At 36.5% G+C, this 13,746-nt stretch carries 17 protein-coding genes; all 17 read left to right on the top strand.

What is annotated here, in order from left to right:
* The first annotated feature begins 82 nt into the window (after window positions 1-82).
* The 17 genes from ACFX4R_RS14350 to imm47 all read left to right on the top strand — a co-directional run bounded on the left by ACFX4R_RS14350 (window position 83) and on the right by imm47 (window position 13,717).
* Entirely contained in the window at window positions 83-715 is a 633-nt protein-coding gene (locus ACFX4R_RS14350) for an HlyD family secretion protein (RefSeq protein ID WP_025751627.1), read from the top strand.
* Between the two features lie 154 nt (window positions 716-869).
* Window positions 870-2,264 carry an MATE family efflux transporter gene (locus ACFX4R_RS14345; protein WP_014459767.1) on the top strand — a complete coding sequence of 465 codons (1,395 nt, stop codon included), beginning with the start codon at window positions 870-872 and terminating at the stop codon, window positions 2,262-2,264.
* 336 nt (window positions 2,265-2,600) lie between these two features.
* Complete coding sequence (locus ACFX4R_RS14340; RefSeq protein ID WP_013057382.1) at window positions 2,601-3,032, top strand: YwqH-like family protein; 432 nt, start codon at window positions 2,601-2,603, stop codon at window positions 3,030-3,032.
* A complete protein-coding gene (locus tag ACFX4R_RS14335) occupies window positions 3,029-3,286 on the top strand; it encodes a YwqI/YxiC family protein (protein ID WP_013083474.1) in 258 nt (85 codons plus the stop codon). Before ACFX4R_RS14340 ends, ACFX4R_RS14335 begins: the two co-directional genes overlap by 4 nt.
* Before the next feature lie 18 nt (window positions 3,287-3,304).
* Window positions 3,305-5,368 (top strand): ribonuclease YeeF family protein, encoded by a 2,064-nt coding sequence (locus ACFX4R_RS14330; RefSeq protein WP_377569827.1) that lies wholly within the window; start codon window positions 3,305-3,307, stop codon window positions 5,366-5,368.
* Window positions 5,369-5,381: 13 nt separating this feature from the next.
* Complete coding sequence (locus ACFX4R_RS14325; protein WP_162214380.1) at window positions 5,382-5,894, top strand: Imm6 family immunity protein; 513 nt, start codon at window positions 5,382-5,384, stop codon at window positions 5,892-5,894.
* A gap of 544 nt (window positions 5,895-6,438) precedes the next feature.
* Window positions 6,439-7,329 carry a DNA/RNA non-specific endonuclease gene (locus tag ACFX4R_RS14320; protein WP_340597209.1) on the top strand — a complete coding sequence of 297 codons (891 nt, stop codon included), beginning with the start codon at window positions 6,439-6,441 and terminating at the stop codon, window positions 7,327-7,329.
* 15 nt (window positions 7,330-7,344) lie between these two features.
* Complete coding sequence (locus ACFX4R_RS14315; RefSeq protein WP_162214379.1) at window positions 7,345-7,812, top strand: DUF600 domain-containing protein; 468 nt, start codon at window positions 7,345-7,347, stop codon at window positions 7,810-7,812.
* 407 nt (window positions 7,813-8,219) lie between these two features.
* On the top strand, window positions 8,220-8,705 hold the full coding sequence (locus ACFX4R_RS14310; RefSeq protein WP_025751641.1) for an antitoxin YezG family protein: 486 nt from the start codon (window positions 8,220-8,222) through the stop codon (window positions 8,703-8,705).
* Between the two features lie 205 nt (window positions 8,706-8,910).
* Window positions 8,911-9,366: a DUF4274 domain-containing protein gene (locus tag ACFX4R_RS14305; protein WP_162214378.1), complete on the top strand. Its 456-nt coding sequence runs from the start codon at window positions 8,911-8,913 to the stop codon at window positions 9,364-9,366.
* Window positions 9,367-9,596: 230 nt separating this feature from the next.
* On the top strand, window positions 9,597-10,085 hold the full coding sequence (locus ACFX4R_RS14300; protein ID WP_280559755.1) for an immunity protein YezG family protein: 489 nt from the start codon (window positions 9,597-9,599) through the stop codon (window positions 10,083-10,085).
* A 126-nt stretch (window positions 10,086-10,211) separates the two neighbouring features.
* Window positions 10,212-10,667 carry an immunity protein YezG family protein gene (locus tag ACFX4R_RS14295; protein ID WP_162214376.1) on the top strand — a complete coding sequence of 152 codons (456 nt, stop codon included), beginning with the start codon at window positions 10,212-10,214 and terminating at the stop codon, window positions 10,665-10,667.
* Between the two features lie 53 nt (window positions 10,668-10,720).
* Complete coding sequence (locus ACFX4R_RS14290; protein ID WP_116740450.1) at window positions 10,721-11,200, top strand: antitoxin YezG family protein; 480 nt, start codon at window positions 10,721-10,723, stop codon at window positions 11,198-11,200.
* Window positions 11,201-11,290: 90 nt separating this feature from the next.
* Window positions 11,291-11,761, top strand: coding sequence for an SMI1/KNR4 family protein (locus tag ACFX4R_RS14285; RefSeq protein WP_033579207.1), 471 nt, complete (start codon window positions 11,291-11,293; stop codon window positions 11,759-11,761).
* 113 nt (window positions 11,762-11,874) lie between these two features.
* On the top strand, window positions 11,875-12,252 hold the full coding sequence (gene cdiI / locus ACFX4R_RS14280; protein WP_193422877.1) for a ribonuclease toxin immunity protein CdiI: 378 nt from the start codon (window positions 11,875-11,877) through the stop codon (window positions 12,250-12,252).
* 139 nt (window positions 12,253-12,391) lie between these two features.
* Window positions 12,392-12,892, top strand: coding sequence for an ankyrin repeat domain-containing protein (locus tag ACFX4R_RS14275; protein ID WP_116740454.1), 501 nt, complete (start codon window positions 12,392-12,394; stop codon window positions 12,890-12,892).
* A 30-nt stretch (window positions 12,893-12,922) separates the two neighbouring features.
* Complete coding sequence (imm47, locus tag ACFX4R_RS14270; RefSeq protein ID WP_377569825.1) at window positions 12,923-13,717, top strand: Imm47 family immunity protein; 795 nt, start codon at window positions 12,923-12,925, stop codon at window positions 13,715-13,717.
* The last annotated feature ends 29 nt before the right edge of the window (window positions 13,718-13,746 follow it).

Raw genomic sequence — 13,746 nt, 5'->3', positions numbered from 1 at the left:
AAGAAGAAAGAAAAATGCTGCCGGCACCTCAAACAGAAGAAACATCTGTATAATATACTAACTATAGAAAGAAGGAATTCCGATGAGTAAAAGTCGTTTATTGGTTACTAACATTGTTGGAATCATTGTGATTTTATTACTAGTAGGCTTTGGTGGATATTATTTCTACGAAAAAGCAAATTACGTTAAAACAGATGAAGCGCAGGTAGAAGCACCGCTTTCACAAGTCATCGCTTCAGCTAACGGTCAGTTAAGCGAATGGAATGTAAAAGAAGGAGATAGCGTTTCACAAGGTGATTCTGTTGGAAGCTTAAAAGAAGGCGAAAAATCAACAGACGTAACGTCTATGATTGACGGAACAATTATTAAAAACAACGCATCTCAAAATCAATTAGTAAAAGCTGGCGATGTGTTAGCACAAACAGCTGATTTATCTAAAATCTACATCAATGCAAACATTAAGGAAACAGACCTAGGTGACTTAGAAGAAGGAGACAGCGTCGACATTACAGTGGACGGAGACTCAGGTAAAGTTTTCAAAGGCCACGTTGAAGCAATCGGCCGCGCAACAAACTCAGTGTCTTCTATGCTTCCTGCTCAAAATACAGGAAACTATACAAAAGTAACGCAAAAAGTACCGGTGAAAATTTCAATTGATGATGCATCAGATAAAGTTCTTCCAGGTATGAACGCAGAAGTGAAAATTTCAATTTAATAACGGAAAAAAAGCTGCTTCCTCTAAGGGAGCGGCTTTTTTTATGCCTAAACAAATAAAATAAAAAATGTGCTAAAAAGGGGATGTATACAAAGGAAATGTGTGGTAAGATACTTCTTGTTTGAAATTGGATATCGGTAAAGAAGGTGATGGGATGACCGCGGTCGAAACAAAAAAAGGGCCAAAAGAAAAGCTGAATTTGTTTTTCTTAACGTGGCCGATCTTTTTAGAAGTGTTTCTTTTTATGTTAATGGGGATTGCTGATACCTTTATGCTAAGTGCGCTGTCAGATGATGCTGTATCAGGAGTCGGAGCAGCCAATCAATACCTTCACATTGCGATTTTGGTGTTAGAGGTCATTGGTAACGGGGCGGCAATTGTTGTCTCTCAGTATTTAGGATCAAAACGGTATATGGAAGCGTCAAAGATTTCTGCTTTGGCCGTTACGTTAAATTTAGGAGTCGGGCTAGTCATTAGCGCGGGTTTTCTTTTGTTTTCAAGACATATGATGGAAGCGATGAACTTACAAGGTGACGTACTGATGTATGCACAAAGCTATTTATCCATCGTTGGAGGAGCTATTTTTCTTCAAGCGATTATTAACTCTCTTGCAGCGATTATTCGCGTACATGGCTTTACGAAGCAGGCAATGTTTGTTTCACTTGGAATGAACATTTTTCATATTGCAGGAAACTATGCTTTAATCTTCGGGAAGTTCGGCTTTCCGGAAATGGGCGTTCAAGGAGCAGCAATTTCATCTGCGTTCAGCCGATTCGTTGCCCTTATTGTGTTCTTTTGGCTGCTGTATCAAGTGATGGAATATAGAGTGAAATTTCAGTACTACATTACGCTTTCAAAAGAATATATCGGTAAAATTTTGAAAATCGGTATTCCGTCGGCTTTTGAACAAGTGATGTATCAAGGCTGTCAAATTGTCTTTTTATACTATGCAACCTACCTAGGAGCAGAATCACTTGCTGCGAGACAGTACGCGATGAATATTTCAATGTTCATTTACTTATTTGCCATTGCAATTGGAATGGGTACAGCGATTATTGTCGGCCGTTTAGTAGGCGGAAACGAAAAAGATGAAGCGTACCATCGCGTATGGAAAAGCGTCAAATGGGCCAGTGCCGTAACGATGATGATGGTTGTTCTTGTGATGACATTCAGAACACAGCTGATCAGTGTGTTTACAGACAATCCGCATATCATTGAGCTTGGGGCGACGGTGCTGCTTCTGAGCATTGTGCTTGAAACGGGAAGAACGATGAACATTGTGCTGATTAACTCGCTGCGGGCAGCGGGAGATGCCAAATATCCGGTGTTAATTGGTGCCATGTCGATGGTCATGATGAGCTTGCCGCTCGGTTATTTCTTCGTTTTCCATTTAGACATGGGGCTCGCTGGCATTTGGCTTGCCATCGCAGCCGATGAATGGACGCGCGCAGTTATTATGTTTTTCCGCTGGAAAAGCCGAGCATGGGAAAACTACGGACTTATACAGCACGAACAAACAGCTGAAGAACCAACGCCGGTTCAAGTATAAAACAAAACCTCTGCAGGATGTGCAGAGGTTTTTTGCTGTGTGAAAAAACGAAGTGAAGCTGGTCTTTTTATGCAAAAAGCTTTAATTTGTGGGAAAAAACGGGTATGGGTACAAAGGAATGGTTTTATTCTACTTATTCTTTGTTTTAGATAACGGTATATGGTTGGATAACGTATTTAGACATGAGTCTTTTTTCTCTTATTTTTCATTTTTATCTCAATTCATGAAACTAGAAGCATAAAAAAGAGAGTTTTTTCCTATTTAGCTATAATGAGACAAATTTTATACTTATAATTATTGGATTAAACTCGAAATGTGCGGAACAGGAGGAACGATATGGGGTTAGGAAGCGTATTAGACGGACTGCTGGGTGAAGTATCTGGAAGAGTCTCAGATGTAGAAGGGAAAATTTCTAAGCTAAGAACGGCTAAAAGTAAAATTGAGCATGAACAAGCTGTTTCGTTAAAAGAAATTGAACACATCAAAAAGCCTGAGCTGGGAGACAAATGGACGGGTACGTTATCGGATGATTTTGACGAAAAACGTACGGCAGCCTACGACAACATAAAAGGCATTTTAGACGGTGATTACGATGGATACATTCGTGAAATTGAAACAAAGATATGGGCGCTAGAAGCTGAAAAAGGAGCTTTGAGCGGCTTGAACGCCGTTATTGGAGAAGCGGATTCTTTATTAGCTAAAGGTGAAGAAGCCTATGACGCAGTAGAAAACAAGATTAGTGAAATTAGAAGGGGGCTGTTTTCATGACAATTAAGCTTGATCACGCTGACGTTATCAAAAAGCTTGAAGCAGTCAGCACAGCGATTGGAAATTTATCCATTAGCAAAATGCCTGACCTTGGAAAAAACAGCCTTGATACTACAGAGAAATGGGAAGCGCGCGAAGAAGAAATTCAAACGCTTATTTCTACTTATATAAAAGCACTAAACAAAAACGTAAAAGATACAAAATCTAATGTAGACTTACTAAAAGAACAAGACGAATCTATTATCCATTCGTAGCAGCAAAGGGGGATGACTGTGGGAAAGGTATACGATGCAAAAGCACTGTTTGATGTAGCAAAAGACAGGGAAAAAGCCTACGATGAGTTACTCAGCCAGCTGGGTGAACTGAAAAAAGCGCTGCAGGGCGTAGCGGACTTAGATGGCAGCTTAGAAGGAAAAGGCGCTGATAATATAAAATCTTTTTATAAGCAGCACGCCGATACGGCCGGACAGTGGGAAAACTTAATTAAAATGCAGCAAAGCTATTTTTCAACGCTTCACGTTAAAGCTGAAAAAGCAAAGCTATCAGGAAGCACGATTGTAACTGAATCATTTTTAGAAACGGAGCTAAAAAACGCCAACAGCAATGCTAAAGAAATGGTTGCGCAGCAGCACGACGATCTGCAGAGTATTTTAAACGGCATCGATGATATCGTCTCTATTTCAGCGTTTTCAACGAGTGAGTTTAACGATAAAATAGAAGAAGCAGAGAAAAAACGCACCGATACAATTGAAGCAGTGAACCAGCTTGACGCTGAATGGTCAAAAGAATACAGCGAAATGGACGATTTCTATGCGGTAGTGGATATGCTGGTAAGCGGCTTAGAGCTTGCTACGAGTCAAGGAGGAAGTGTCTATCAGCTTGCCTTTGACGAAAAAGCCTATCACGACAGCGAGCTGTATAAAGTTCAAACTAAGCTAAACGACTATGCAACTTCATATGTTGACTACAACAAGCAGCAAGAAGAAGTATACGAGCTGGAAAAAAAGCAAGAAGAAGAAGCAAACAAGCCGTGGTATGAAAAAACGTGGGACGCGGTTTCTACCTTTACAGGAGAGGTCAGCGGATATTATGATTATAAACGAGCAGCAGAAGGCGTGGACCCTGTTACGGGTGAAAAACTTTCCACCTCACAGCGCGTCGCAGCGGGAGCCATGGCAGCAGCCGGCTTCATTCCGGTTGTCGGCTGGGTAGGAAGAGCCGCAAAAGGCGGAAAAGCCATCTACAAAACGGCTAAAGGCCTAAGCGCAGCGGATCACGCCCTAGACGCCTACAAATCCGCCAAATCCTTCAAAGTCCTGGAGCAAACCGAAAAAGGCCTCTACGGTCTTGTGGCTGCAAACGGCTTAGGAGAATACATGACCGGACGCGACATGTTCGGGAATAAAATCAGTGAAGAGCAGCGTAAAGCAAGTCTTCTGCAAGCCTTAGGAATTGCTGGAGCTGGGGCGCTTTCTACGAAGGTAGCGGGGAAAACAGCGAAAGCAGGCGCTAATGCCGTGGCAAACGGAGCGAAGAAGCTTAGTGATATGCGTAATTCACTTCGTACTGAAGTTATTACGAACAGAGCCCGCAGTGCGTACCAAAGCGTTCAAAAAAGCTCTCCATCGTGGACTCAATCCTTAAAGAAAACGTATAACAATATTCTAGATTCGAATATGCCGAGACTCATGCCAGAATTAGCGCCTCTAGGTCCAGACTTGGGCCAAAGAACGGTTCGAGAGACGTTGCAGAACTCAAAAAATTATGTCATGCAGAAAGCTGAGAAAGTTTCGGTTGCTTACAAGGGTGCGGCTAATAAAAGTAAGATTGATATTGGTAAAACCGATATAGATGAACTAAGGGAAAAATGGAATGTTCCAGAAACTGAAACAGTTGCAGTTGGAAAAACGGATGTAAAAGGATTAGAAAATTTAACTTTTGAAGGCGGATCACCGAAAGTACGCAAAGAAGCTGGGTTACCTGATTTAGATGAAATAATGCCTAACAGAAATATTAAAGCTCCAGGAAATAACCCATTGTTCACTAGACATGCAGAGGAAGGAGTTCTAAATGAATTAGATTCAGCAGTAATAAAGGCAGGTATAAAACCAGAAGATGTAGCAGGAACATTAAAACTACATCAATCGAATCCTTCAGGTGTATGTAGGAAGTGTTATCAAGGGTTAGCAAACGATAAAGTACCGCCGGGTGTGTTAAAGCAATTAAGTTTAAAATATCCTAATTTAAAAATCGAAGTAACATCGGAAATTAATGAAAGCATTAAAGTAACTGGTAGGCTTAATCTAATGATTAAAAATGGAAAGTATATTGATTAGTTGGAGGTTAATTATGGCTAATACTGAATTTAATAATTTAACAGAAGACGGTAAAGTGATATTTTTTCTGGGACTTTCAGAAAAAGCTTTGTCGGTCTTTTCTCAAAAAGAAGATCAAATTTTAGCTCAAGAAGTTCTATATAAATGCTGGGAGTGGCTAGAGAATAAAGAAAATATAGGAGATATTCTTTATGAATTATTAGACAATGAGGAAAACGGTATAACAATAGTGCAAGAGATGTCGGATAATGAAACGGATGTAATAGCTTGGAACTGTGTTATTGATGCAGTTGCTTATACTAGCAGAAAAGCGTTTGAAAGAGAAGGAGTTAAATATTATCCAGAACCAATCGCTTTAGTTGATGAGACATTGGTAGACCATTTTATGGATTGTTTTGAAATGTGTATAGAGAATTCAGATAGTTATATCCAGAGAATAAATTCTTTATTGGATGACCATAAGAATAGGGATATAGCGAGTGATTTGCGGACAGAAGTTTTAAAGGAATTACAAATACAAAGTTAATTTTCACACTATCATTTTATGAATTTTTTAGAATGATAATTATCAAATTGGAGAAGAATGTTTGCAGTTTAGAATTATAGAAAACGCTATTATGTATTGAAAGAGCACTTAATAGCGTTTTAAATAACACTTGCTCTTGTTGTCTTATAAAGTATTTGTGTCTAGATGAAAAAATACTTACTTGACATTCAAAACTCCTGTTGGTTGTCTCATCATAGACTATTACGCGCGATAATAGGACTAGAAGCAAAGCACGAGCTTAAGAGAGATGAAATTTATTAGGCGATGAATAAAAGGATGACAATAAAAAAACTTGTAAGTGTTGACATAGAAATTGTCAGAACATATATAAGATTTCATACCGTTACTACAAAATAAACGAACTTAAAGCACTTGATTGTCTACTTTAGGCAACAAGTGCTTTCTTTTATCTGAGGGTATATAATTTCAAAGGGTTTTCATTTTTAATTGTTTCAATTGAAGCTTAGTCTGATTAGCTAAAGGCCTAAGCCTTGCGACCAAAGGAACCGAAAAGCTTAACAACATGCGCAACACGCTTCGCACAAGCGCCGTTGCCAACGTCACAAAGCAAGCCTACCAAAGCGTCAAAAATGCACCGGCCTCTTGGACACAGTCGCTACATAAAACGTATAACAACATCCTAGACAGCAGTATGCCAAGACTCATGCCAGATCTTGTGCCGGCTGGTCCAGCACTTGCCCAGCAGACCGTGAGGGAGACCTTGCAGAATGTGAAGCAGCAGACGATGCAGATGGTAACGAAGGTGAAATATGATCCAGTTCATAATCGCTATCGCGGAGCTGGCGGAAGATTTATGTCCAAGCGTGATGTGGAGAAGTTGGGTGATTCGGTTAAGGTAGAGACAGTTCGGAGGGTTGATAAGCCTGCAAAAGTAGAGAGTGTGAGTGAACGGGAATTTCAAAAAGGTACGGCTAATAAAACAGCTAATGTTGCAGAAGGTATTATTAGAGATGGAAGTCATATGACTACGGAAGGTGCTTTAAAACCAAATGTTAAGTATAAAACAGGAGAATATGAGTATTTATATGAGACAGACAACACGGGAAGACTCAAAGAGTTTGACGCAGGAGACTTAAGATTAACAGAGAGAGATAGTAGATTACCACATAAATCAAACACGCCAGGAAAAGAAACAGGTGACCATGCTGGACATTTAGCTGGTGATAGATTTGGAGGCTCGCCAGATCTAGATAACCTCGTATCGCAAGCAAGTGATGTGAATTTAAGTAAATACAAGAAGTTAGAGAATAAATGGGCTAAAGCAATAGAAAAAGGAAAACATGTTTCAGTTAACGTTAAAATAAATTACGAGGGTAATAATGTAAGACCAAGTAGCTTTGATATAGAATATGAAATACAGGGACGTATGAGTTTTACAAGTATAGAAAATTAGAGGTGGTTATATTATATGAAGGTATTTGAAGATTATTTTTCAGAGTTACAAACAGACATGGTGGCTATTTGTTTAGAGTATGTTGAAAATAAAGCAGATGAAATTTATATCTATTGTTCACATGAGTCTAAAATGTATGTTTTTGACTTTTTCTTTAGAATTAATGGAAAGCTAGTCCATAAACATCAACTAAATGAGGCTACAGCCAAATTAGATGGTCAAGACAATCTAGTTTATGACGTTTCAAGAGAAAGACAGAAGGCGGCTTTGAAAATTGGTAATGATGACTTGAAACTTATTCATAAGAAATGTGAAGAATTCGATAGGGATATGCCGACCGAAATGAAACTTTTTTATGATGTTAAGAAAAATAGTTTAAAAGCAAACTATAGATATGACTTAATTTATACAAATGATGACGAACTATTGCCAGATGATATTTTTGATTGTTGGTTCGAAGAAGTAAAAGAAAGTCATTTGTAAATTAGACCTTGATTGGCTAAAGCCTTTCAAGGTTTTTTACTTTAATCAATATTGAATCTTCCAAATCCTTCAAAGTCTTGGAGCAAGCCGAAAAAGGCATCTACGATATTGTCATCATAAATGGCTTGGAAGAATACATAACCAGACGCGATGTGTTGAGGAACAACATTAGTGCAGGTAAAATAGATAACAATTGTTCTAATGGAATTTGGTTTATATGGAGAAAGATAAAGGTTGGGCAAATGCTTTGAAGGAAGCTTTTCTAAAAAAGTATCGGTAAAAAGATTTTCCTGTTAAAGAGGGCATTCGATACGCCCTATCAAATTTAGAATAGAGTATCAAATTGAAGGTGAAGAACTAGGGATAGTAACACTTGAAAACCAGTCAGGAGGATAAATTTTATGCAAATGGAAAGCCAGTTACAGGAATTGTATCAAGAAATAGCAGAAACGGTTAATAATATGATTCCAGAAGAATGGAAAAGATTTTATTTTTATGCACAGATTGATGAATCAGGGGGGCGAGTTTACTTTTTTTATAAATCAATTAGAGATAATAGCTACACGTATAGTCTAGATATACCAAAACAATTTAACATATCGGAACTAGAATTTAATAATGAAGAAGATAAGCTTTTTGATCTTAGTGAACAGCTCAGGGAAATCTTTAAAGAAAATAACCAGGAACTATGGTATTCTTTTACGCTAATGTTAGAGCAAACAGGGAAGTTCTCTGTATCATTTGATTATACAGATTGGTTGAATACAGATTACGGATTTGTAGCACAGAAAAAGATTTGGAAGTATAAATATTTAGATGAAGCACCGGCGGATGAAAAAACTAAAAGTTTAATAGATCAGTATTTAAAAGAATATCCAAATAATCCTATTTAAATAATTATTAAGGCTATACAAATAAAGGAAGCAGTAAGCACAAAGTGAAGATGCGGGATTTTCGAGTACAAATATTTAAGTAGAGAATTAGCGGATGAAAAAGATAAAGAACAAATGATGAAAATGAAAAGATATGAAGAAAATTTTAACAGCAATAATCAATAAGTTATAGCATTTGAGTGTTTTTTAAAGGAGGCAAGAACTTATGGATAAGGACGATATTCATTTTCTTCAACAGTTACTTAATAGGACAGATAAGGATTACATAATAAGTTATTTATTGAATACTAATAACTCTCTATTGCTTCATTACTCTGCTGCGAATTATAACTGGAATAGTGGATTTAAAGTGCCAACAGTTATTCTAGAAAATGCAGCTTGTGATTTTGGAACAGGTTTACTGATGTTTCATTATGCAGACGGGTATCGTATGTTAGAAGATCCTGGTGAAGTTTCAAATTCCCCCTTGAAAAATTGGAAAAAATTTTTAGGGGAAGTTTACAATAAACTCATAAACTTAGAGTTTACATCTCAGGATATCTCTTTCAATCCTGCATTAACAAATATTCAAAAATATAAATTAAAGAAGAGCAATCCAAACATTCCTGAACTCCTTATTAATAAATCTCCAGGAGATGTGGTTGATATTTTTAAAATATAATGAATTAGTAACTAACTAACTAACTAACCTTAGATTAATTGATGCATTATAAAAAGAGTTAGGTGTAAGTCTAAAATACATAAAGGAAGCTAAATATCAATATCAAGCAGCTAAATCTGGAAGAATGGTAGGTATAGAATTTGAACGAACTGAAGTCATGAAAAGAGTGGCAGGTGAGACCGTTTTTGTTGGTGTTTCATTAAGGTCAAATGTATCGGAGGTTGCTAAAAGTGGAAAATGAAATGAAGAAATTACATAAAGAAATAGCTGAAACAGTGAATAAAATGATACCAGAAGAATGGGGAAAGTTTTATTTTCATGCTCAAATATCAGAAACTGGAGGAGGAACTTACTTTTTTTATAATACCCTTGAGAATGAAAAGAACTATAAATATAGTTTAGAAATTCCTTATGAATACGACATTGATAAAGAATTCTATAAAGTGAAGGACCTAACTTTACTTGAGTTAAGTAATAGATTAAGAAACGTTTTTAAAGATAATCAGCAAGAACTTTGGTACTCTTTTACGCTATCTGTTGATAGCGATGGCAAATTAAAGGTGCATTATGATTATACAAATTGGTTTGACACAGATTACAGCTTTGATGACCAGTTAGTGATTTGGGAATATAAATATTTAGAAGCAGAACCAGATGATAGCGAAAGCAAGGCGTTAATTAATAAGTATTTAAATGAGTATGCCAATAATCCAATTTAGCATAAATCCAGTATTTGTGCTTAAATTCCCATCTCATGAAGATACTAAATTAACCCTAAAGAATTGCATCAAGAGAACATTTTACAAGCGTAGAATTAAAAGTCTATAAGCGAGGTGCACCATCATATGAAAGAATTTGAAGAACGATTTAGTGAACTCCAAGCCGATATGATATCAATTTGTATGGAATATATTAACGATAGAGCCGACAAAGTGTATATCTATGCTTCGTGTGAAGGAAACATTATCGCCAGTAAGTTTTTTTACCTTATTAACAATCAATATGTAAAATCTCATCAAGTGAACGACGCCTTAGAGGATGAGGATGAAAGATATGATACATCTCCGAAAAGAGGATTTATGGTATTAGATATTTTAAATGAAGATATTGAAAAAATTGAAGCGCTGTGTAAAGAAAATAACAGAGACATGCCAACGGAGATGAAATTAATTTATGATGTGAAGAGCGGCCACTTTACAGCGGAATACAATTACGAGATGGTTTATACAAATGATGATGTTAAAACCGCTAGTTATAATGCTAATGAGTGGTTTGAAAAGGTGAAAGGTAATAGACTTTAATATTTTGCTAGGGCTTCTTAGGCAATTTAACAAGGCAGCAGGAGGAATGTTAGATGAACGAAGAAAAAGTGAATAAGCTATATCAAGACATGGGCAATATCGTAATAGAGACCATTCCGGAAGCGTGTTCTAAAGTTTATCTTTATGGTGAAGTTGTTGATGGTGCCCAAACAGCGTACTTCTATTATTATCCTAATAACAGTGATGAAATTATATACAGTCATGACATTCCTGAAATTTTTGCTGTAAGTGAAGAAGACTATGTTAAACAATGGAACAAATTATTAGACTGCATCCAAGAATTGTGGAAAGTGTTTACCGGAAGTGAGAACCAAGAGCCATGGACCAGCTTCACTTTAATTTTTAATCACAAAGAAACGTTTACGATTCAATTTAATTATGATGATCTTTCAGCCGCAGATTCCCATGCTAGGAAGACAATATGGAAATATGAATACCTTGGTATCTTGCCAAAAAGTAAGCTAGGACAAAAGCATCTAAAGAGATATCTCGAGGCTGTAAAAGATAGATAAAAAATGAACAGCTTATAGTGTAATTCATTATGTTAAATATACATATTTCAATAGGGAATGAAAGAATACTACAGAGAAGGAGTACATTCAATGGAAATAAAAAAAGATTCAATCATTTATCCATTACCATCGGATAATTTACTAGCTGAAAAGGAAGCGTTTTGGAGAGTGAAATTACCTCCAGACTATAAACAAATGATAAAAAGAAATAACGGGGCTTCTCCAGAAGCAAAAGCTTTTAAAGTGAAGAGTCATAGCTATGTATTAATAAGGTTTTTATGTATTCTTGAAGCCCCAGAGAACAATGAAGCCGGTACGTTTGATATTGATGTAACATGGACTCAATTAGAGGATCGGCTTACAGATGATGGAGATTTATTGGGAGTAGCTTTATTACCAATCGCGACTTTATTTGCAGGAGATTTTGTGTGTTTAGATTATAGAAATTCAAGAGATAACCCTAGCGTTTGTGTATGGGATCATGAAAATTCTGCTGAGCTTGAGCCGAACACGTACCCTGTTGCAGATACATTCAAAGAATTTTTAGCTATGCTTCATTAATCCGCAGCTAAAGTAGGGCATGAAAATAATTGTGGATTTTTTGAGGCTCTCCTAGAAGTAGGCGTGATCAAATAGTAAATGTTGATTCAATTAATTATAAAAAGGGGATACGAATGAAGAAGATCGTAGAATTATTTCATGATATAGATTGTACATTGTCTCCCATGATAAGTTTTTATAGCGCTTTATCAGATCAAAAATTTTTAAAAGTCTTACACTATTTTTCAGAGGAAACTGGTTATGGAAATGAGTACCACATTTGTACATTTTCAGGTGACTTAGAGCCGTGGGAAGAGGGTTATGTTGAAAACGGAATTGAATTTCTAGACGGTACGGGTGACACTGACAAAAGTGTTATTGTCGATTATGAAACGTTTTTAACTTACTTGCACAAAATCTGCCGCGTATATATTGAAGATCATGCCCATGATAAAGAAAAAGTGATGGCTCTTTTACATAAAATCAAACAAAATTATAGTAATGAAGACTAGTAGGAGTATATGAAGAAGCAACGAATCGAGTCTTGCTATAGACAATAAGCTCCCCACACTACAGCGCATCACACCAAGCAGAGAGACGATATATTTTGGAGAGGATTCTACAAGGTAGAAAGTAGAGGGAAAACGAAAAATGGAAACAACTCACATAGCAAAAGCTATTAGAGGTGCTATAAAAGGTCGTCACTTAAATAAAGTAAGAGACTTATTTGAGAAAAATCCAGAAATGTTAACATTGGTCACACCTTTTGGCACATGGCTACATGTAGCGACAGCTCATGGTCATTTAGAAATTGTACAATACCTTATTCGTGCTGGAATAGATGTGAATGCACAAGGAGGAACTTTTTCTACCAATGCCTTAGAAAGAGCGGCTGCAAAAGGACATATAGATATTGCTAAGTATCTTATTAACCATAATATTGAACTTGATATTAGTGAACCAGATAGAAATCCGCTGTTTGCTGCCATATATAACGGTCATTTTGAGATGGTTAAACTGTTAGTCGAGAATCATATTAATATATCGATTACATACTCTGGTGAAAATATGAAAGAGATGGATGCCTATGAATTTGCGATTGAACGAGGACAAATAGAAATTGCTGAATATTTAAAGGGAAAGTTGAAATAGATAATTTACTTAGCGAAAGCAGGTGTAATGATGGTAGGCTCAAGAAACCTTATGAATAGTATATGGTTTGGTGAAAAAATCACTTTATTTCAAGCTGAAATAAAAGAACATCTATTAAAAAACCATACAGAAAGGGACATTTTATTTAATTTAATCGAGTTATATAAAATAAGGGATTTTACTCAAAAGCCGTCATTAATTCAATTGATGAACCGGACTAAAGATGAAGCGGTTTTGAATTTGTGTATAAGGGTCTTTTTCGCTATCGCAACACATGACGACTTAAGAGATTCAAACAACCTGCGATTTCTTAGTAAAGGTACTGAAGAAACAATTGATACGTTTGCATCAGCAGCGATAACATCACTTTCTCTTGAAGTAGTTCCATATTTATTGGCTTTACTTGAAGACTGGAACGAAATTGACGATACGGCTATTATCATAAGGGAATCGCTTGATTTTTTCCTTGACTATGAAGCGAAAATTGGAGAAGAGGCGACTGCCGAGGAAATAGGAGACTATTATGTTGAGTATTGCAATGAGAATGATACAGAAAGTTATTACTTTCAACAAAATTTAGCTTTTCCCGGCGACTTAGCAAAAAAATTAGTCCAAAGAGCGGTGATTGCAGCACATAACGAAGAACCATTAAAAATGGAGTTGATTCCATCTTTATTATCCATTTTAACTGGGGAAAAAGTGCCTGGAGATTGCCGCACAATTATGAATGCAAGCCATTATAAAAAAATGATGGAGTATATTAATAATCTTTCCATTAAAAACTGGGAAAAAGGACAAAAGTATTTTTATGGGTATAAGCTATAGAAAGCAACCTTACGTACTGTCCAAACGCA

It is taken from the genome of Priestia sp. YIM B13490 (assembly GCF_042787735.1).
Classification (GTDB): Bacteria; Bacillota; Bacilli; order Bacillales; family Bacillaceae_H; genus Priestia; species Priestia megaterium.
Note: the sequence above shows the minus strand (reverse complement) of the source record. Positions and strands in the feature narration are given on the sequence as shown.

Bases quoted from the DNA above. Each gene is read 5' to 3' on its own strand.
- ACFX4R_RS14350 (WP_025751627.1), top strand. From the start codon at position 83: ATGAGTAAAAGTCGTTTATTGGTTACTAACATTGTTGGAATCATTGTG.
- ACFX4R_RS14345 (WP_014459767.1), top strand. From the start codon at position 870: ATGACCGCGGTCGAAACAAAAAAAGGGCCAAAAGAAAAGCTGAATTTG.
- ACFX4R_RS14340 (WP_013057382.1), top strand. From the start codon at position 2,601: ATGGGGTTAGGAAGCGTATTAGACGGACTGCTGGGTGAAGTATCTGGA.
- ACFX4R_RS14335 (WP_013083474.1), top strand. From the start codon at position 3,029: ATGACAATTAAGCTTGATCACGCTGACGTTATCAAAAAGCTTGAAGCA.
- ACFX4R_RS14325 (WP_162214380.1), top strand. From the start codon at position 5,382: ATGGCTAATACTGAATTTAATAATTTAACAGAAGACGGTAAAGTGATA.
- ACFX4R_RS14320 (WP_340597209.1), top strand. From the start codon at position 6,439: ATGCGCAACACGCTTCGCACAAGCGCCGTTGCCAACGTCACAAAGCAA.
- ACFX4R_RS14315 (WP_162214379.1), top strand. From the start codon at position 7,345: ATGAAGGTATTTGAAGATTATTTTTCAGAGTTACAAACAGACATGGTG.
- ACFX4R_RS14310 (WP_025751641.1), top strand. From the start codon at position 8,220: ATGGAAAGCCAGTTACAGGAATTGTATCAAGAAATAGCAGAAACGGTT.
- ACFX4R_RS14305 (WP_162214378.1), top strand. From the start codon at position 8,911: ATGGATAAGGACGATATTCATTTTCTTCAACAGTTACTTAATAGGACA.
- ACFX4R_RS14295 (WP_162214376.1), top strand. From the start codon at position 10,212: ATGAAAGAATTTGAAGAACGATTTAGTGAACTCCAAGCCGATATGATA.
- ACFX4R_RS14290 (WP_116740450.1), top strand. From the start codon at position 10,721: ATGAACGAAGAAAAAGTGAATAAGCTATATCAAGACATGGGCAATATC.
- ACFX4R_RS14285 (WP_033579207.1), top strand. From the start codon at position 11,291: ATGGAAATAAAAAAAGATTCAATCATTTATCCATTACCATCGGATAAT.
- cdiI (WP_193422877.1), top strand. From the start codon at position 11,875: ATGAAGAAGATCGTAGAATTATTTCATGATATAGATTGTACATTGTCT.
- ACFX4R_RS14275 (WP_116740454.1), top strand. From the start codon at position 12,392: ATGGAAACAACTCACATAGCAAAAGCTATTAGAGGTGCTATAAAAGGT.
- imm47 (WP_377569825.1), top strand. From the start codon at position 12,923: ATGGTAGGCTCAAGAAACCTTATGAATAGTATATGGTTTGGTGAAAAA.